General features: G+C 67.1%; 18 protein-coding genes and 1 riboswitch. Of the genes, 6 read left to right on the plus strand and 12 right to left on the minus strand.

Going from position 1 to position 15937, the window contains the following annotated elements:
• Positions 1-174 precede the first annotated feature (174 nt).
• The 3 genes from ACXJKJ_RS15670 to ACXJKJ_RS15680 all read right to left on the minus strand — a co-directional run bounded on the left by ACXJKJ_RS15670 (position 175) and on the right by ACXJKJ_RS15680 (position 2833).
• Entirely contained in the window at positions 175-726 is a 552-nt protein-coding gene (locus ACXJKJ_RS15670) for an outer membrane beta-barrel protein (protein ID WP_457323402.1), read from the minus strand.
• Positions 727-788: 62 nt separating this feature from the next.
• Positions 789-2177 carry a sensor histidine kinase gene (locus ACXJKJ_RS15675; protein WP_457390881.1) on the minus strand — a complete coding sequence of 463 codons (1389 nt, stop codon included), beginning with the start codon at positions 2175-2177 and terminating at the stop codon, positions 789-791.
• Positions 2174-2833: a response regulator gene (locus tag ACXJKJ_RS15680; protein ID WP_056199107.1), complete on the minus strand. Its 660-nt coding sequence runs from the start codon at positions 2831-2833 to the stop codon at positions 2174-2176. Before ACXJKJ_RS15680 ends, ACXJKJ_RS15675 begins: the two co-directional genes overlap by 4 nt.
• A gap of 85 nt (positions 2834-2918) precedes the next feature.
• On the opposite strand from ACXJKJ_RS15680, the gene ACXJKJ_RS15685 reads away from it, so the two are divergent.
• Both ACXJKJ_RS15685 and ACXJKJ_RS15690 read left to right on the plus strand, forming a co-directional pair.
• Complete coding sequence (locus ACXJKJ_RS15685) at positions 2919-3374, plus strand: MaoC family dehydratase (protein ID WP_457390883.1); 456 nt, start codon at positions 2919-2921, stop codon at positions 3372-3374.
• Positions 3375-3418: 44 nt separating this feature from the next.
• Positions 3419-4324, plus strand: a complete 906-nt coding sequence (locus tag ACXJKJ_RS15690) for a DUF808 domain-containing protein (protein ID WP_457390885.1) — start codon at positions 3419-3421, stop codon at positions 4322-4324.
• 2 nt (positions 4325-4326) lie between these two features.
• On the opposite strand, the gene ACXJKJ_RS15695 is transcribed toward ACXJKJ_RS15690, so the two are convergent.
• The 6 genes from ACXJKJ_RS15695 to ACXJKJ_RS15720 form a co-directional block, all read right to left on the minus strand.
• The gene (locus ACXJKJ_RS15695) at positions 4327-4818 is read right to left on the minus strand and encodes a DUF6714 family protein (RefSeq protein WP_457390887.1); all 492 of its coding nucleotides are present in this window, start codon (positions 4816-4818) and stop codon (positions 4327-4329) included.
• A gap of 14 nt (positions 4819-4832) precedes the next feature.
• Positions 4833-5663 (minus strand): segregation and condensation protein A, encoded by an 831-nt coding sequence (locus tag ACXJKJ_RS15700; protein WP_056199739.1) that lies wholly within the window; start codon positions 5661-5663, stop codon positions 4833-4835.
• A 12-nt stretch (positions 5664-5675) separates the two neighbouring features.
• Complete coding sequence (locus ACXJKJ_RS15705; protein WP_056199099.1) at positions 5676-5879, minus strand: DUF3460 family protein; 204 nt, start codon at positions 5877-5879, stop codon at positions 5676-5678.
• 14 nt (positions 5880-5893) lie between these two features.
• Positions 5894-7543, minus strand: a complete 1650-nt coding sequence (locus ACXJKJ_RS15710) for a SulP family inorganic anion transporter (protein ID WP_457354213.1) — start codon at positions 7541-7543, stop codon at positions 5894-5896.
• A 127-nt stretch (positions 7544-7670) separates the two neighbouring features.
• Positions 7671-9746 (minus strand): methionine--tRNA ligase, encoded by a 2076-nt coding sequence (gene metG / locus ACXJKJ_RS15715; RefSeq protein ID WP_457354211.1) that lies wholly within the window; start codon positions 9744-9746, stop codon positions 7671-7673.
• 39 nt (positions 9747-9785) lie between these two features.
• Complete coding sequence (locus tag ACXJKJ_RS15720; protein WP_056199090.1) at positions 9786-9968, minus strand: hypothetical protein; 183 nt, start codon at positions 9966-9968, stop codon at positions 9786-9788.
• Between the two features lie 589 nt (positions 9969-10557).
• On the opposite strand from ACXJKJ_RS15720, the gene minC reads away from it, so the two are divergent.
• The 3 genes from minC to minE are packed head-to-tail and all read left to right on the plus strand — an operon-like array spanning position 10558 to position 12528.
• Entirely contained in the window at positions 10558-11391 is an 834-nt protein-coding gene (gene minC / locus ACXJKJ_RS15725; RefSeq protein ID WP_056199088.1) for a septum site-determining protein MinC, read from the plus strand.
• A gap of 44 nt (positions 11392-11435) precedes the next feature.
• Positions 11436-12251, plus strand: a complete 816-nt coding sequence (gene minD, locus ACXJKJ_RS15730) for a septum site-determining protein MinD (RefSeq protein WP_457354209.1) — start codon at positions 11436-11438, stop codon at positions 12249-12251.
• 13 nt (positions 12252-12264) lie between these two features.
• Positions 12265-12528, plus strand: a complete 264-nt coding sequence (gene minE / locus ACXJKJ_RS15735; RefSeq protein WP_056199081.1) for a cell division topological specificity factor MinE — start codon at positions 12265-12267, stop codon at positions 12526-12528.
• Positions 12529-12530: 2 nt separating this feature from the next.
• Here the strand turns inward: minE and ACXJKJ_RS15740 are convergent, their stop codons facing one another.
• Complete coding sequence (locus ACXJKJ_RS15740; protein ID WP_457390888.1) at positions 12531-12773, minus strand: VF530 family protein; 243 nt, start codon at positions 12771-12773, stop codon at positions 12531-12533.
• A gap of 174 nt (positions 12774-12947) precedes the next feature.
• Positions 12948-13538: a 1-acyl-sn-glycerol-3-phosphate acyltransferase gene (locus tag ACXJKJ_RS15745; RefSeq protein WP_056199077.1), complete on the minus strand. Its 591-nt coding sequence runs from the start codon at positions 13536-13538 to the stop codon at positions 12948-12950.
• A 232-nt stretch (positions 13539-13770) separates the two neighbouring features.
• On the opposite strand from ACXJKJ_RS15745, the gene ACXJKJ_RS15750 reads away from it, so the two are divergent.
• Positions 13771-15441, plus strand: a complete 1671-nt coding sequence (locus ACXJKJ_RS15750) for a serine hydrolase domain-containing protein (RefSeq protein ID WP_457390889.1) — start codon at positions 13771-13773, stop codon at positions 15439-15441.
• Here the strand turns inward: ACXJKJ_RS15750 and ACXJKJ_RS15755 are convergent, their stop codons facing one another.
• Complete coding sequence (locus ACXJKJ_RS15755) at positions 15442-15723, minus strand: 2Fe-2S iron-sulfur cluster-binding protein (RefSeq protein WP_457390891.1); 282 nt, start codon at positions 15721-15723, stop codon at positions 15442-15444. It lies immediately after the preceding gene.
• Between the two features lie 56 nt (positions 15724-15779).
• Positions 15780-15934: riboswitch (FMN riboswitch) on the plus strand.
• The last annotated feature ends 3 nt before the right edge of the window (positions 15935-15937 follow it).

Consider the following 15937-nt stretch of genomic DNA (forward strand, 5'->3'; position numbering starts at 1 on the left):
CAACGACGAGCAACGCCGCATGACCCCGCAAATCACCCCGGCCCTCCGGGTTGAGCCTGGCAAGGGCGCATGCGGCGTTGCTCGTCGTTGCGGGCGGGGGCCCGCGGCCTCCTCGCGCCTTGCCTGCACCCTTGCCAGGCTCAACGCGGGCTATGCCCGCTGCCGCGCAGGCTCCTAGAACTTGAAGGCCAGACCCACCTCGGCCTTCTGCTGCGTGAAGCGGTCGCCGTCGCTGCGGCGCGAACCGTAGCGGTTGTATTCGACGGTGGCGGACACCTGCGGTGCGAGCTTCCACTCCAGGCCGCTGCCGAACATGGGCCGCACGAAGGACTCGCGATCGGTGTGGCCCAGCGAGTCGCTGGCCTTGAGCCGGTTCACGGCCAGGCCGACCTTGCCGAAGAGTGCGAAGGAATCGCCGAGCGGGGTGGTGGCCCGTGCGGCCAGGTAGGCGACGCTTGTGGACATCTTCAGCTGGTAGGAGGAACCTGGCGTGGGGTCGGCCGCGTGGTAGCTGCCGAAGGCGCCGTAGCCCAGCTCGGCCGCCCAGGTGGGCGTGAACCGCAGCCCGGTGTACAGCTTCATCGCATGCGGCTTGTTGTCGTTGGCCACGTCATGGCCGTTGATGCTGAAGTTCGCCTCGCCGGGAGTAGTGAGGTTGAAGCCGACGTAGGGGTCGGCGGCATGCGCGGGCAGAGCGGCCAGCGCGGCAACGGTGAGGAACAGCACAGCTTTCAAACAAGGCTCCGGTCGGTGGTGGAAAGGACCGGGCCATTGTTGAAAGCCGTGGCTTAAGGAATGCCCAAGACGATGGCCGGCAACCGAAGTTCGAAGCGCGCACCGCAACCACTGCCGTCGGGCCACGTGAGGCCGTCGCCCAGCGTGACCTGGCCACCCAGTCGGTCGGCAGCCCGCGCCACGATGGCCAGGCCCAGCCCGCTGCCCTGCACGTCATGCCCGGCGCCGCGCCAGAAGCGCTCGAAGGCCTGAGGGCGGTCGGCGGGCGCAATACCCGGGCCGTCATCGGCCACAGCCAGCCGCAGGCCCTCGGGCGCGACGTCGAGACTGACCTCGATGCGGCCGCCGCGGCCCACGTAGCGCAATGCGTTGTCGAGCAGGTTCTGCAGCAAGGACTGCAAGGCCACGGTGTCCAGGCGTACCGGCAGCTGGTCCGGCGCGTCCAGCGCCAGCGCAATGCCGCGCTCGCGTGCGGCGCCCGCCTGCTCGGCCAGTCGCTGCGCGCAGAAATGCGCCAAGTCGAGGGCGACCGGCGCGGCGGGCTGCTCGTTGTCGAGGCTGGCCAGGTCCAGCAGCTGGCGCGACAGGTGGGCGCTGCGTGCGATGGCTTGTTGCAGCCCGGCGGCAGCAGTGGCGCGCGCGTCGGCATCAGCTGCGTGCACGAGGGCGTGGGTCTGCGTGGCGACGACGGCCAGCGGCGTGCGCAGCTCGTGCGCCGCCTCGTGCACAAAGGCGCGTTCACGCGCGCGGCGCCGGCGCAGGCGGCTCAGCAGCGCGTCGAAGGCCTGACCCAGCGGGCGCAGCTCACGGTAGCGCAGGTCCACGTCCAGCGGTGCCAGGTCCTGCCGCAGGTCCAGGCTGTTCAGCCGGCGAGCAAAGCGGCGCAGCGGCGCCAGGCCCGTGTAGACGGCGATCCACAGCGGCAGCAGCATCAACGGGAAGCCCACCAGCAGCTGCATGCCCAGCGCGCCGCTGGCAAAGCCGAGCAACTGGGCGCGCGACAACGCCGGCTCGGCCAGCCGCAGCGACCAGCGCGGCCCGTCCTGGCGGTAGGTCCAGTGCGTCCGGCCGGCGATGGTCTGCTCGCCGACGCCCGGCTTGGCAATGGCATCGCCGGGTGCCGACGCGTAGACCTGTCGGCCTTGACGGTCCAGCAACTGCATCAGCAGCGGGCCTGTCGTCATGGTCTGCCCCATGCGCAGCCCGTTGATGTAGCGCGTATGGCCCTCGAGCACCCGGGCAGCCAGCGCGGGATCTTCGATCTCTTCCAGCCCCGCGGCGAGCTGACGGCCCAGCTGGCGCACACCAGGGTCGGTGGCCAACTGGTGCTGGACATCGAGCTGGTCGTCCACCAGCAGCAGCACCGAGCACAGCGTGAAGGCGACCAGCAGCGCCAGGATCAGCCGACGCGTCAGCGTGGGTTGCAGCCATTCGAACTTCATGCGCATTCGAGCCAGTAGCCCACGCCGCGCAGCGTGCCGATGCGGGCCGCGCCCACCTTGCGGCGCAGGTTGGCCAGGTGCACCTCCAGCGTGCCGAACTCCATCGGTTCGCCCAGTGGTGCCAGGCGCTGCGCGAGCTGGTGCTTGGCGACCACACCGCCGCGTTCGCGTGCCAGTTCCAGCAGCAGCTGATATTCGCGCGGCGACAGCGCCAGCTCAGCGCCCTCCAGCAGCACCCGCTGGCGACGCGGCTCGATCGTCAGGCCGCCCAGCGTCCACTCGTCGCTGGCCTGCTGGGCGCAGCGCCGCAGCACCGAGCGCAGGCGCGCCATCAGTTCGGGCATCTCGAAGGGCTTGACCACATAGTCGTCGGCGCCGCCGTCGAAGCCGGCGAGGCGGTCCTCCAGCGTGGTGCGTGCGGTGATGACGATGACTGGCACTGCGCTGCCCTGGCGGCGCCAGCGTGTCAGCAAGGCGCGGCCGTCGCCGTCGGGCAGGGTCTGGTCCAGCAGCACGGCGTCCTGCGCGGCGGGGTCGAGCTGCCGGGGCGCGTCGTTGGCGCGCCGCAGCCAGGTGCTGCTGTGCCCTTCGGTGCACAGCGCGGCCTGCAGCGCAGGCCCCAAGCCGAGGTCGTCCTCGATCAACAGAATGTGCATGGAACGGTGGTGTCGCGTGGGCTACGGTCGATCAGGGCGCGCGAGGTTAACGTAGTGGCACACCCGCCACCTTGCGTCACCCTGCATGCGCCACTTCGACACCCTTGCCGATCTCGAATCCCTGATCGGCCAGCCCCTGGGCCACAGCGACTGGATCACCGTCGACCAGGCGCGCGTGAACGCGTTTGCCGAGGCGACCGAGGACAGGCAGTGGATCCACGTCGACCCCGAGCGTGCCAAGTCAGGGCCTTTCGGCGGACCGATTGCGCATGGCTTCCTGACGCTGTCGCTGATCCCGTATTTTTTTGAGACCGGCTTCTCGGTACGCGAATCGCGCATGGTGCTGAACTACGGCCTCAACAAGGTGCGCTTCACGAAGCCGGTGCCGGTGGGCAGCCGGCTGCGCGCCGGCTTCAAGCTGCTGGCCATGGACCCGGTGGCCGGTGGCGCGGTGCAGTTGACGGTGGAGGTCGCCATCGAGGCGGAAGGTGTGGCCAAACCCGTCTGCGTGGCGGAGAGCCTCGCTCGGCATTACCGCTGAGCGGATAGCATCGCGGCCGTTCCAACGACCGCATCGCCTGCCCCATGGCCTCCAGCCTGCTCGTCCTGCTCGACGACATCGCCACCATCCTTGACGACGTGGCGACCATGACCAAGGTCGCCGCCACGAAGACCGCCGGCGTGCTGGGCGACGATCTGGCGCTCAACGCCCAGCAGGTCAGCGGCGTCAATGCCGACCGCGAATTGCCGGTGGTATGGGCGGTGGCCAAAGGCTCGCTGCTGAACAAGGCCATCCTGGTGCCGGCGGCCCTGGCCATCTCGGCCTTTGCCCCGTGGGCCATCACGCCGCTGCTGATGGTCGGCGGCGCCTATCTGTGCTTCGAGGGCTTTGAGAAGCTGGCGCACAAATTCCTGCATAGCGCGGAGGAAGACCAGGCTCACCACGACGAGCTGGTCAAGGCGATTGCCGACCCCAAGGTCGACATGGCCACCTTCGAGCGCGACAAGGTCAAGGGGGCCATCCGCACCGACTTCATCCTGTCCGCCGAAATCATCGTCATCGCCCTGGGTACGGTGGCCAGCGCGCCGCTGCAGACCCAGTTGGCCGTGCTTGTGGCGGTGTCTTTCGCGATGACGTTGGGCGTCTATGGCTTTGTGGCCGGCATCGTCAAGATGGACGACGCCGGGCTCTGGCTGTCACGCAAGGCAGGCGCGGTGACGCAGGCCTTCGGCCGCTTCCTGCTGGCCGCCGCGCCGCGGTTGATGAAACTGCTGACCGTGCTGGGCACGGCGGCGATGTTCCTTGTCGGCGGCGGCATCCTTGTGCATGGCATTGCGCCACTGCATCACGCCATTGCACATCTGGCCGAGGGCCAGGCTTGGGCTGTTGGGCTGGTGCTGGAGAACGGCGCGAACGCGCTGCTCGGCGTCATCGCCGGCGCACTGGTGCTGGCCGGCGTCACGGCGGTGCAGAAGCTGCGCGGGCGCTGAGGTTAAAGGTACTGCGACCAGTACTTGTCTAGCGGCTCCTTGACGTACGAGAAGCCTTCCTCGTCCAGCACTTCGTAAACATAGAGCATGTACTGCGCGATAGCCCGACACTGCGCTGGCGAGAACATTTCGTGAGGCTTGTGCCATCCGTCGCGGTCAGGTCTGCCTCTTTGATGGAACGCCATCTGCGCTTCAGCCGCGGAGTTCCACTGCGTGTGATAGCCCGCGCGCAGCAGCCAGCACATATAAGCTGGCGCGTAAAAGACGTAGCCCTTGACGTCGAGGAAAGAGAAGACGGCCTCATGGCGCGCGATGTGGGCATCGGGCACGTCCTGCCAATGCTGCGCCGTGTCCATGCGGCGGGCAGCCTGCCGCTCGGCATCCGTCGCGCCATCGTCGATGGCAATGGCCTCGTGCAGTGTCACGCCATCGCCCAGCCTCACGTCGCGGAACGCTTCGTGGATCTGCTTCAGAACTCGGTCCCGGCGATCCACAGCGCGCCGTTGCCTCAATTGGCCGAGTAGGCCAGCCTCACATAGATCGGCGCAAACGCCTCGGCCTGCGTGATCTCCAGCAGGCGCTCCTTGGCCAGCTCCAGCATCGCGATGAAGGTGACGACGATGACGGCCTGGCCGCGCGTGACGTCGAACAGGGCCTCGAACTCGACGAAGCGCTGGCCCTGCAGGCGGCGCAGCACGATGCTCATGTGCTCGCGCACCGACAGCTGCTCGCGGCTGATCTTGTGGTGCTGGTTGAGCTTGGCACGCTTGAGGATATCGAGCCAGGCCTCGCGCAGATCGTCGGTATTGACGTCGGGGAAGTGGGGCGTCAGCGACTGCTCGATGTGCACCTGGGCGCGCAGGAAGTCGCGTCCCAGCTGCGGCAGGCGGTCCAGCCGCGCGGCGGCCAGCTTCATCTGCTCGTACTCCAGCAGGCGCCGCACCAGCTCGGCACGCGGATCCTCGGCCTCCTTGCCATCCTCGCTCTTCTTGGGCGGCAGCAGCATGCGTGACTTGATCTCGATCAGCATCGCGGCCATCAAGAGGTATTCGCTGGCCAGCTCGAGGTTGTGCTTGCGGATCTGCTCGACATAGCTCAGGTACTGGCGGGTCACGTCGGCCAGCGGGATGTCGAGGATGTTGAAGTTCTGCTTGCGGATGAGGTACAGCAGCAGGTCCAGCGGGCCCTGGAAGGCCTCCAGGAAGACCTCCAACGCATCCGGCGGGATGTAGAGGTCCAGCGGCATCTGGAACAGCGGCTCGCCGTACAGGCGCGCCACTGCGACCGCGTCTACGACCTCGGGAAGGTCAGACGCGGCTTGGCTGGATTCCTCAGCCATGGCCGTCAAGGCTTACTTGCCGGACGTTTGATAGACGTAGGGCTGCTGCGGTACGCGGGCGTCGTCGAAACCGGCCTGGGCGTTGCGGTCCTGCTCCTTGTCCCACAGCAGGGCACGGCCGGCGCGCTGTTCGGCCTCCAGCGTGGGGCGCTGGGCCTTGAGTTGCTCAATGAAGTTCGTGACTTCGGACTTGTAGGGCTTCCAGAACAGCGGCATGGGGGTCTCTTTGACTAAGGGGCTGATTTTAGATCGGCGATGCTGGGCACGATGGCGGCGTCGCCCAATTCGGCGGCCAGACCGGAGCGGCGCAGCAGATCCAGGGGCTGGGCGTTGATGTTCGCGAGCACCAGGGCGACGCTGCGCTTGGCCAGCGTGCGGTGCAGTTCGCGCAGGGCCTCCACGCCCGAGGTGTCCATGACGATGAGGCGGTGCATCTCGAAGACGACGGCCCGCGTGCCAGCGGGCAGCTGCTCGGCCAGCGCCTCGATCTTGCCGACCGCGCCAAAGAACAGGGCGCCATAGAGCTCGTAGGCCACCACGCCCTCGGGCAGGACGCCGGCGTCGAAGCGGCTGATCGTGAACAGCTGGCCCATGCGCCAGACGAAGAACACGCAGGACGCGATCAGGCCCACCTCCACCGCCACGGTCAGGTCGGTCACGACGGTCAGCGTGAAAGTGCCGACGAGCAGCGTGCGGTAGGTGAAGTTGAATCGCCGCAGCCTCGCGAACTCGTGCCAGTCGCCCATGTTCCAGGCGACGACGAGCAGGATGCCGGCCAAGGCCGCGAGGGGCACATGCACGGCCAGCGGCGCGGCCACGAGCAGGATGATCAGCAGGCTCAGCGCATGCACGATGCCGGCGACCGGGCTGGTCGCGCCGGCACGGATATTGGTCACCGTGCGGGCGATGGTGCCGGTGGCCGGCATGCCGCCGAACAGCGGCGCCACCAGGTTGGCGATACCCTGCGCCATCAGCTCCTGGTTGGGGTCATGGCGGGGCAGGTCAGGCGTGAGCTTGTCGGCCACGCGGGCGCAGAGCAGTGACTCGATGGCGCCGAGCAGCGCCAAAGTCAATGTCGGGATGACGAGCTGGCGCAGGCCCTCCCAGCTCGCGTCCGGCCAGGCCAGCGCTGGCAGGCTACGCGGAATGCCACCGAAACGGCTGCCGATGGTTTCCAGCGGCAGGTCCAGCAGCGCGGTGGCCAGCGTCGCGCCCACGAGCGCGATGACGGTGCTGGGCAGCAGCGCCATCCAGCGCCGCACGCCGCTCAGGGCCTGCTGCCCGATGTTCTTGGGCCAGAGCAGCAGCACGGTCACGGCCGCGGCAGTCGTCGCAACGGCCCAGGGATTGAAGCCTGCCGCGTGCGCGCTCAGCACGCCAATCTGGCCAAAGAAGTCAGCCGGCATGGGCAGGCGCGACAGGCCCAGTGCGTCCTTCAGCTGAGCGAGCGCGATCAGCACCGCGATGCCGTTGGTGAAGCCGGTGACGATGGCCACCGGGATGTAGCGCACCAGCACGCCCAGCTTGAGGGCGCCCATCGCGAACAGCAGCACACCGGCGCCCATGGTGGCGAGCAGCAGATTGGCCAGGCCGTAGCGCTGCAGGATGCCGTAGACGACGACGATGAAGGCGCCGGCCGGCCCGCCGATCTGCACGCTGGAGCCGCCGAAGAGGGAGATCAGCAGCCCGGCGACGATGGCCGTGGCCAGGCCCTGTTCGGGGCGCAGACCGGAGGCGATGGCGAAGGCCAGCGCCAGCGGCAGCGCGACGATGCCGACCGTCAGGCCGGCGCCGAGATCAGCGAGGAAGCGCTGCCGCGAGTAACCCGCCCGCAGCGCGAGCATGCGGGGGCGGAAAGGGTGCAGCTGGGGCAGTGGCATGGGACCTCCGGGGTGGCGACGACGCGAGGAGCGAGGTCGCGGCCGGAGGCCCGCAGTGGTAGTGCTCGGCGATGAAACGCCGGCGCCGCGACGGGCCAAGAGGCAGTCGCGGCGAGTTCATGGCTGCTCAGCGCACCCGCATGCCCGGCAGAGCGCCGGGGAAAGGCTCGAGCACGAAGATGCCCGGGTGGGCCTTCTCGTCGGCGTGGCTGGCGGCCAGCACCATGCCCTCGCTGATGCCGAACTTCATCTTGCGCGGAGCGAGGTTGGCGACAAGCACGGTCAGCTTGCCTTCCAGGGCCTCGGGCTTGTAGGCGCTTTTGATGCCACTGAAGACATTGCGCAGGCGGCCCTCGCCAGCGTCCAGCGTCAGGCGCAGCAGCTTGTCCGAGCCCTCGACGTGCTCGGCCTTGACGATCTTCGCGATSCGCAGGTCAACCTTGGCGAAGTCGTCGATCTTGATCTCTTCCGCGAGGTCTTCGCCACCGGGCACTACCTTCGGCGCCGGCGGGGCTTCGAACAGCTGCTCCACCTTGGCCAGGTCGACGCGCTGCATCAGGTGCTGGTAGACGCCGATCTGATGGGCGCCCAGGGCGCGGGCGCTGTCGCTCCACTGCAGCGGCGCGATCTTCAGGAAGGACTCGACCTGACCGGCCAATGCCGGCAGTACCGGCTTGAGGTAGAGGGTCAGCAGGCGGAAGGCCTCGATGCAGACGCTGCAGACGTCGTGCAGGGCGGCGTCCATGCCTTCCTGCTTGGCCAGCTCCCAGGGCTTGTGCTGGTCGACGAACTCGTTGACCTTGTCGGCCAGCAGCATGATCTCGCGGATGGCCTTGCCGAATTCGCGGTCCTCATAGAGCTGGGCGATCGAATCGCTTGGGGCGCGCAGCGCGTCCAGCAGCATGCGGCCTTCGACGCCAAGGTCGCCGCTGAGATGGCCGTCGAAACGCTTGGTCAGGAAGCCCGCGGCGCGCGACGCGATGTTGATGAACTTGCCGACCAGGTCGCTGTTGACGCGGGCCGCGAAGTCCTCGGGGTTGAAGTCGATGTCCTCGACCTTGGCATTGAGCTTGGCGGCGATGTAGTAGCGCAGCCACTCGGCGTTCAGGCCGAGAGCGAGGTACTTCAGCGGGTCCAGGCCGGTGCCGCGGCTCTTGCTCATCTTCTCGCCGCCGTTGACGGTCATGAAGCCGTGCACGAAGACGTGGTTGGGGGTCTTCCGCGGCACGTAGGTGCCGTCGGCCAGATGCTTGCCGCTGAAATGCAGCATCGCCGGCCAGAACAGCGTGTGGAAGTAGGTGATGTCCTTGCCGATGAAGTGGATCTGCTCCACCGACGGATCCGCCATGAAGGCGTCGTAGTCCCTGCCAGTCTTGCCGAAGTAGTTCTTCAGCGAGGCCAGGTAGCCGATGGGCGCGTCCAGCCAGACGTAGAAGTACTTGCCCGGCGCATCGGGGATCTCGATGCCGAAATAAGGCGCGTCGCGGCTGATGTCCCAGTCGCTGAGCTTGTTGTTGCCATCCTCGTCGGTCTCGAACCACTCGCGAATCTTGTTCAGCACCTCGGGCTGCAGCCGGCCGGCCTCCTGGGTCCATTGCGTCAGGAAGTCGACGCAGCGTGGGTCGCTCAGCTTGAAGAAGTAGTGCTCGCTGGTCTTGAGCACCGGCGTCGCGCCGGACAGCACCGAGTAAGGGTTCTTCAGCTCGGTGGGCGCATAGACGGCGCCGCAGACCTCGCAGGAGTCGCCGTACTGGTCCTTCGCGCCGCATTTGGGGCACTCGCCCTTGATGAAGCGGTCCGGCAGAAACATCGACTTGGCCGGGTCGAAGAATTGCTCGATGGTCTTGGTCGAGATCAGCTCGTTGTGGCGCAGCGCGAGATAGACGGCCTTGGACAGCTCGTGGTTCTCTGGTCCGTCGGTCGAATGCCAGTTGTCGAAGCTGATGTGAAAGCCGTCGAGGTATTGCTTGCGGCCGGCGGCAATGCCGGCGACGAAGTCCTGCGGCGTCTTTCCGGCCTTCTCGGCCGAAATCATGATCGGCGCGCCGTGGGCGTCGTCCGCACAGACGAAGTGCACTTCGTGGCCCGCCATGCGCTGGAAGCGCACCCAGGTGTCGGCCTGGGTGTACTCCATGATGTGGCCGATGTGGAAACCGGCGTTCGCATAGGGTAGGGCGGTGGTGACGAAGAGCTGGCGGGGCATGGGCGCTGGGAACGGAGCTGGCGGGCGGAACTGCGGATTCTAGGTTTGCGGGTCAACGGGGGCGGCCGGGTCGGCTGCGGCCTCGCCATCGGCCTGAGGCTCATCGGGGGCGTCGGGTTCGTCGGGCTTGCCGCTGATCTTGCGCTGGCGCTTTTCCTCGGCCTTGCGCTTCTTGGCCAGCTCGCGCTGGCGTTTTTCATAGCTGTAGTTCGGGGTAGCCAAAATGGACTCTCCTTGAGGTGGTCGGCCCAATGTAGCTTGCGATGGCGCGTTGAGCGCTTCCAAGTTGCAGCCGAAAGCTCCACAGCGCCTCAAGGACCTCGCTTAAGTCACTGATTTGTAACGCTTCTGAAAGCTATCCACCGAGTCTGTGGAAAACTTTGTGGAGAACCCGCCGCCATCGCAGCCAAGCCCTTATGGAATGCGGGTCCGCTTAGGTTGCTCAATTTCTAGGCACCCTCGGTTCGCTTATATGAATCAATAACTTAGCGGAATGGCGGGGCGAGCTCACGGGCCAGGGGGCATGAGGGCTGGCGGGGCTTGACGCCTTCCAGATTTGGGGATAAGTCAAGGCACCAAGTGCGGATGTCACGGTTTGGAAGGACATTTCGACGCGCTTTGTCCCCGTCTGCTGTGGACAAGTCTGTGGGCCGGCTGACGACAGCGGCGCTAAGTGCTTGATCGGCCAGCCGGCCGCCCGCAATGCCCGTTTTTGAGGCGCCATCGCGGGTGCCGCCTGGGGGCAGCCCCAACAGGCAAGGCGGGGGTGGCGGCTAAACTCGCGCCCTTTTGAACGGGCGGCAGCGGCGCAATGGCGGATTTGACGAGGGAAAGTGGCGGACGCGGCAAGAGCGCAGCGCGCGCCGGCACTTTCGAATTGAAGTCGCGCCGCTTCAGCCTGCTGGGCCTGGTGCTGCACAGCGCCGACATGGCCGAGCTGGCCGCCGACTGGGCCCAGCGCGCGGGCGCCGGCGGCTTCGAGCATGAGCCCGTTGTCATCGACTTGAGCCAGCTGGCGCGTGCGCCGGCCACCGTGGCCGCGCCGGTCGAAGGCCAGGCACCGTTGGCCCTGGACGGGCCGGCACCGGTTGATTTGCGGGCGATCGTCGAGCTGCTGCGCAACAGCCAGCTGCAGCCAGTGGCCGTGGCCGGTGCGACGGCCGAGGAGCTGGCCGCGGCGCATGAGCTGGGCCTGGCCGACGCGGCCGACGAGCCGATGGGTGAACGCAGTGCCGCGCCGGCCGAGACAGTGCGTGAGGTGGTTCGTGAGATCACCGTCGAAAAGATCATCGAGAAGCCCGCCGCACCTGCGCCGACCCTGGTCATCGACAAGCCGCTGCGCTCCGGCCAGCGCATCTATGCCAAGGGCGGCGACCTCGTCGTGCTGGCGCTGGTGAACCACGGCGCCGAAGTCATCGCCGATGGCAGCGTGCATGTCTACGCACCGCTGCGCGGCAAGGCCATCGCCGGCGCGCGCGGCGACACGTCGGCCCGCATCTATGCCCACAGCCTGGAGGCGGAGCTGCTGTCGATTGCCGGCATCTACCGCACGACCGAGAACCCGCTGCCGGCGGACGTGGCGGGCAAGCCGGCCCAGGTCCTGCTCGATGGCGAGAAGCTGCTGATGCTGCCACTCGCCCTCTGAAGTGCTCTGAACCCGATTGAACTGAACGAACAGGAAAGCTCCAGATGACCAAGATCGTCGTCGTCACCTCCGGCAAGGGCGGGGTCGGCAAGACCACCACCAGCGCGAGCTTCGCCACCGGCCTCGCGATGCGCGGCCACAAGACCTGCGTCATCGACTTCGATGTTGGCCTGCGCAACCTTGACCTCATCATGGGCGTCGAGCGCCGTGTGGTGTATGACCTCATCAACGTCGTCAACGAAGAGATCAAGCTGACGCAGGCCCTCATCAAGGACAAGCAGCTCGACAAGCTCTACATCCTGGCCGCCTCGCAGACGCGCGACAAGGACGCGCTGAAGCAGGAAGGCGTCGAGCGCGTGCTCAACGAGCTCAAGGCGATGGAGTTCGACTTCATCGTCTGCGACTCACCGGCCGGCATCGAGACCGGTGCGCTGATGGCCATGCACTACGCCGACGAGGCACTGGTCGTGACCAACCCCGAGGTCTCGTCGGTGCGCGACAGCGACCGCATCCTCGGCATGCTGAGCAGCAAGACCAAGCGCGCCATCGAAGGCGGCGACCCGGTCAAGGAGCATCTGCTCATCACGCGCTATAACCCGAACCGGGTCGAGGGCGGCCAGATGCTGAGCCTGGACGACATCCACGAGATCCTGCGCACGCCGCTGATCGGCGTCATCCCCGAGAGCGAGAGCGTGCTGCAGGCCTCCAACCAGGGCACGCCGGCCATCCACCTGGCCGAGACCGACGTGGCCGAGGCCTACAAGGACGTCGTTGCCCGCTTCCTCGGTGAGGACAAGCCCATGCGCTTCACCGAAGCCGTGAAACCCAGCTGGTTCAAGCGCGTCTTCGGCGCCAAGTGATGGGAGCCGCGCAATGGGATTCCTGAACTTTTTCCTCGGCGAGAAGAAGAGCTCGGCCAGCGTCGCCAAGGAGCGGCTGCAGCTCATCCTCGCGCACGAGCGCAATGGCCGCAGCTCCAGCCCCGACTATCTGCCGCAACTCCAGCGCGAGCTGGTGGCCGTCATCAGTAAATACGTGTCGATCAACCCTGAAGACATCAAGGTGCACATGGAGCGCCAGGGGGATCTGGAAGTACTCGAAGTCAAGATCGAACTCCCGGAGCCTGGCGGCCGCTAAACCTACGGTCGAGCGGCGCGCGCCTGCTCGCGCCGCATGAAGAGGTAGAGGCTCTCGACCTTGGCGCGCGCCCACGGCGTCTTGCGCAGGAACTTCAGGCTCGACGCCACGCTGGGGTCGATCTGGAAGCACTTGATCGCAATGCGCTGGCCGAGTTCGGCCCAGCCGAAATGCTCCACCAATGCGGTCACGATGGCCTCAAGGGTGAGGCCATGCAGCGGGTCTTTGGACAGGTTGGTTGGCATGGGCTGCGCTGTGAGAAGTAGGTGGTTTCGGTATTCGGGCCGAGCGCCGGGCCGCTCCCAAGCCGGCCCCTATGGCGATGTGCTCGCGGCTTGATGCCGTGAGCATCGCCGTCCCCTCGGGGGACCGGCTGGGCTCGCCCGCGTGCAGCGTGGCGAGACCGGACGAGGGGCACATCATTCGTGCGTGAACTGGTCTGAGTTCTTGCCCTTGTACTGGGCGTAATAGCGCTTGATCTCGGCCATGTCGGCGTCGACATCGCCGGTCGGCCGGAACAGCGGGCCCAGGCCAACGAGCTTGCGCGGGTAGTCCATGTGCGCCATGACGATGGGCAGTTTCGCCGTGACGGCGATCCAGTAGAAGCCGGTCTTCCAGTAGATGGTCTTGCTGCGCGTGCCCTCGGGGGGCACGATGAGCTGCACTGGGCCGTCGGCGGCCTGCAGGGCCTCGGCTGAGGCGGCGACAAGATTGCTGGACTTGTCGCGATCCACCGGGATGCCGCCCAGCCAGCGCATCAGCCCACCAAACGGGAAGCGGAAGATGGAAGCCTTGCCCATCCAGTAGGGCGTCAGGCGCAGCGCGAAGGACGCGAACAGCGTGTAGGGCAGGTCCCAGTTGCTGGTGTGCGGGGCGGCGATGAAGACGCTCTTGCGCGCCTCGGGCTGCAGCTCGCCCTGAACGGTCCAGCCTGCCAGCTTGAGCCAGGCCACGGACAAACCCCGCAGCAGGGTGCTCAGCCCCGGGGTTGTGAAGATGGTGCGATGCATGGCGGCGATTGTCCCGTGCGCCGGTCTGCCTCAATCTGAGGCAGCGCAAGGAAAGCGCTGTTGTGCCAAGGACTTGGGCTTGCCGCCCGCAGGCTGTGCACGCGGTTGTCCACAGGCGCTGTGGATGGCCGCTGCGGCTCATGCCTTCTTTCGTGCCGTTCATCGCATGCCGGCTTGCCGGGCCGCGCGCCAAACGCCATGCTGCGCGGCGTCTCACCACCTGCCCACCGACATGCGACAACACGCCACGCCCGCCTTCGCTCTGTCTGTTTTGCTGGTCGGCACGGCCCACGCTGGCCAACCCGCCACGCCCGCGGCCATGACGGCCTATGCCGACCAACTGCTCGACGCGCAGAAGCTGAAACGCGATGGCCCCGGCGTCACGGTGCTGGTGGCGCGCGGTGACCAGCTTCTCTACAAGGGCGCTCGCGGCATGGCCAGCATCGAGCTCGGCGTGCCCCTGCAGCCCGACCAGCTGATGCGCATCGGCTCCGTCACCAAGCAGTTCGCTGCCGCGGCCCTGCTCAAGCAGATCGATGAGGGCAAGGCCAAGCTCGATGATCCGCTGTCCAAATTCCTGCCCGACTATCCCAATGGCAGCCAGATCACGCTGCTGCAGCTGCTCAACCACACCTCGGGCGTCAAGAGCTACACCGGCATCCCGGGCTATATGGGCAACCCGGTGCGCCGCGACCTCAGTACGGCCGAGCTGATCAAGGAGTTCAAGGACCTGCCGGCGGACTTCCCGCCCGGCGAGAAGTGGGCCTACAACAACTCCGGCTATGTGCTGCTCGGCGCCGTCGTCGAGGCCATCTCGGGCAAGAGCTGGCACCAGTCCATCGACGAACTGCTGCTCAAGCCGGCGCAGATCACCAGCGTGCACTACCAGGCCGGCGACCGGCTCTTCAAGGGCATGGCCCAGGGCTACACGCTGAACGCCCAGCGCGAGGCGGCACCGGCCGGCTTCCTCAGCATGACCCAGCCCCATGCGGCCGGCGCACTGATCGCCAACACCGAAGGCCTGTGGCGCTGGAACCAGGCGCTGCATGGCGGCAAGCTCATCAGCCAGGCGAGCTACCAGCGCATGACCACGCCGGAAGGCCCGGCCAAGCCCTCGCACTATGGCTTTGGCATCACCGCCGCCACGCTGCGCGGCCAGCCGATGCTGATGCATGGCGGCGGCATTCATGGTTTCGTGTCGACGCTGAACTACCTGCCGCAGAGCCAGACGACGATCGTCATCCTTCGCAACAGCGATGGACCCGGCTTCTCCATGGATCTGGTGGCCCGCAAGCTGGCCGCCTTCGCCGTCGGCGAGCCCTTTGCCGAGCCCAAGGCCGTGGCCGTGGCCGCCGAGCAGCTCAAGTCCGCCGAGGGCGTGTTTGTTCGCGAGGACAAGCAGACCCGCATGTTGCGCGTGAAGGACGGCGTGCTGCACAGCCAGCGCAGCGGCGGCGGCAGCACCGCGCTGATTGCGCTGGGCAATGACCGGTTCGCCCTTCCCGACTCACTGACCGAGCTGCAGATCGAGCGTGGTGCCGATGGCAAGGCCGTGGCGGCGCGTGTCTTCAACAATGGCGAGACCGCCGACGCCGAGCGTTGGACGCGCAGCGGCGAGCTGCCGAGCGAGATCGCCTTCATGGCGCTCACGCCGGCCCAGATGCAGGCCCTGGTGGGCGACTACAGCTCGCCGCAATTCGCGGTCAAGGTCTTCATCGACGACCAGGGCCGTCTGCAAGGCCAGGCACCTGGCCAGCCGGCCTTCGAGCTGAAGGCCAGCACGCCGCGCCGCGTGCACGTGCCCCAGGTCGACGCCCAGCTCGACTTCGGCGCCGAGGAGGACCAGGCCGCCTCGGTGACGCTGATCCAGGGCGGCAACAAGCTCGTCATGCCGAGAAAGTAGTCACACCCACTGCAGCACGACGTCGCTGCGTGGGCAGGCCACGCAGGGCAGCACCCAGCCTTCGGCCTTCTCTTCAGCGGAGAGGCCGGGCCACGGGATGTTGTGCTCGATGCGGCCTTCCAGCAGCCGCGAGATGCAGGTGCGGCAGGTGCCGTTGCGGCAGGACCAGGGCAGCGCGACGCCGGCGGCCAGGCCGGCCAGCATCAGGGGCTGGTCGGCGGCGCAGTCGAAGGTCTCGCCACCGGGCAGCAGGGTCACGCGAAATAGGGCTGTCTCGGACATGACCGTCATCATGCCGCCAGCGCCGCTAGCATCCGTGTGCCGGCCCGCAAGGCCGGCAGCGTTCTCAGGGCGGGGCGAAATTCCCCACCGGCGGTATCTGGGCGAAAGCCTGGGAGCCCGCGAGCGCCTTCGCCGCTTCGGCGGCAAAGGGTCAGCAGACCTGGTGCGATGCCAGGGCCGACGGTCACAGTCCGGATGAAAGAGATCGCGGAGC

It is taken from the genome of Roseateles sp. P5_E1 (genome assembly GCF_054049335.1).

Excerpts from the sequence above, each read along its gene's own strand:
- ACXJKJ_RS15700 (WP_056199739.1), bottom strand. The coding sequence starts at position 5,663 with ATGGCTGAGGAATCCAGCCAAGCCGCGTCTGACCTTCCCGAGGTCGTA.
- ACXJKJ_RS15745 (WP_056199077.1), bottom strand. The coding sequence starts at position 13,538 with ATGCATCGCACCATCTTCACAACCCCGGGGCTGAGCACCCTGCTGCGG.
- ACXJKJ_RS15710 (WP_457354213.1), bottom strand. The coding sequence starts at position 7,543 with ATGCCACTGCCCCAGCTGCACCCTTTCCGCCCCCGCATGCTCGCGCTG.
- minE (WP_056199081.1), top strand. The coding sequence starts at position 12,265 with ATGGGATTCCTGAACTTTTTCCTCGGCGAGAAGAAGAGCTCGGCCAGC.
- ACXJKJ_RS15705 (WP_056199099.1), bottom strand. The coding sequence starts at position 5,879 with ATGCCGCTGTTCTGGAAGCCCTACAAGTCCGAAGTCACGAACTTCATT.
- ACXJKJ_RS15755 (WP_457390891.1), bottom strand. The coding sequence starts at position 15,723 with ATGTCCGAGACAGCCCTATTTCGCGTGACCCTGCTGCCCGGTGGCGAG.
- minD (WP_457354209.1), top strand. The coding sequence starts at position 11,436 with ATGACCAAGATCGTCGTCGTCACCTCCGGCAAGGGCGGGGTCGGCAAG.
- minC (WP_056199088.1), top strand. The coding sequence starts at position 10,558 with ATGGCGGATTTGACGAGGGAAAGTGGCGGACGCGGCAAGAGCGCAGCG.
- ACXJKJ_RS15675 (WP_457390881.1), bottom strand. The coding sequence starts at position 2,177 with ATGAAGTTCGAATGGCTGCAACCCACGCTGACGCGTCGGCTGATCCTG.
- ACXJKJ_RS15680 (WP_056199107.1), bottom strand. The coding sequence starts at position 2,833 with ATGCACATTCTGTTGATCGAGGACGACCTCGGCTTGGGGCCTGCGCTG.
- ACXJKJ_RS15750 (WP_457390889.1), top strand. The coding sequence starts at position 13,771 with ATGCGACAACACGCCACGCCCGCCTTCGCTCTGTCTGTTTTGCTGGTC.
- ACXJKJ_RS15740 (WP_457390888.1), bottom strand. The coding sequence starts at position 12,773 with ATGCCAACCAACCTGTCCAAAGACCCGCTGCATGGCCTCACCCTTGAG.
- ACXJKJ_RS15690 (WP_457390885.1), top strand. The coding sequence starts at position 3,419 with ATGGCCTCCAGCCTGCTCGTCCTGCTCGACGACATCGCCACCATCCTT.
- ACXJKJ_RS15685 (WP_457390883.1), top strand. The coding sequence starts at position 2,919 with ATGCGCCACTTCGACACCCTTGCCGATCTCGAATCCCTGATCGGCCAG.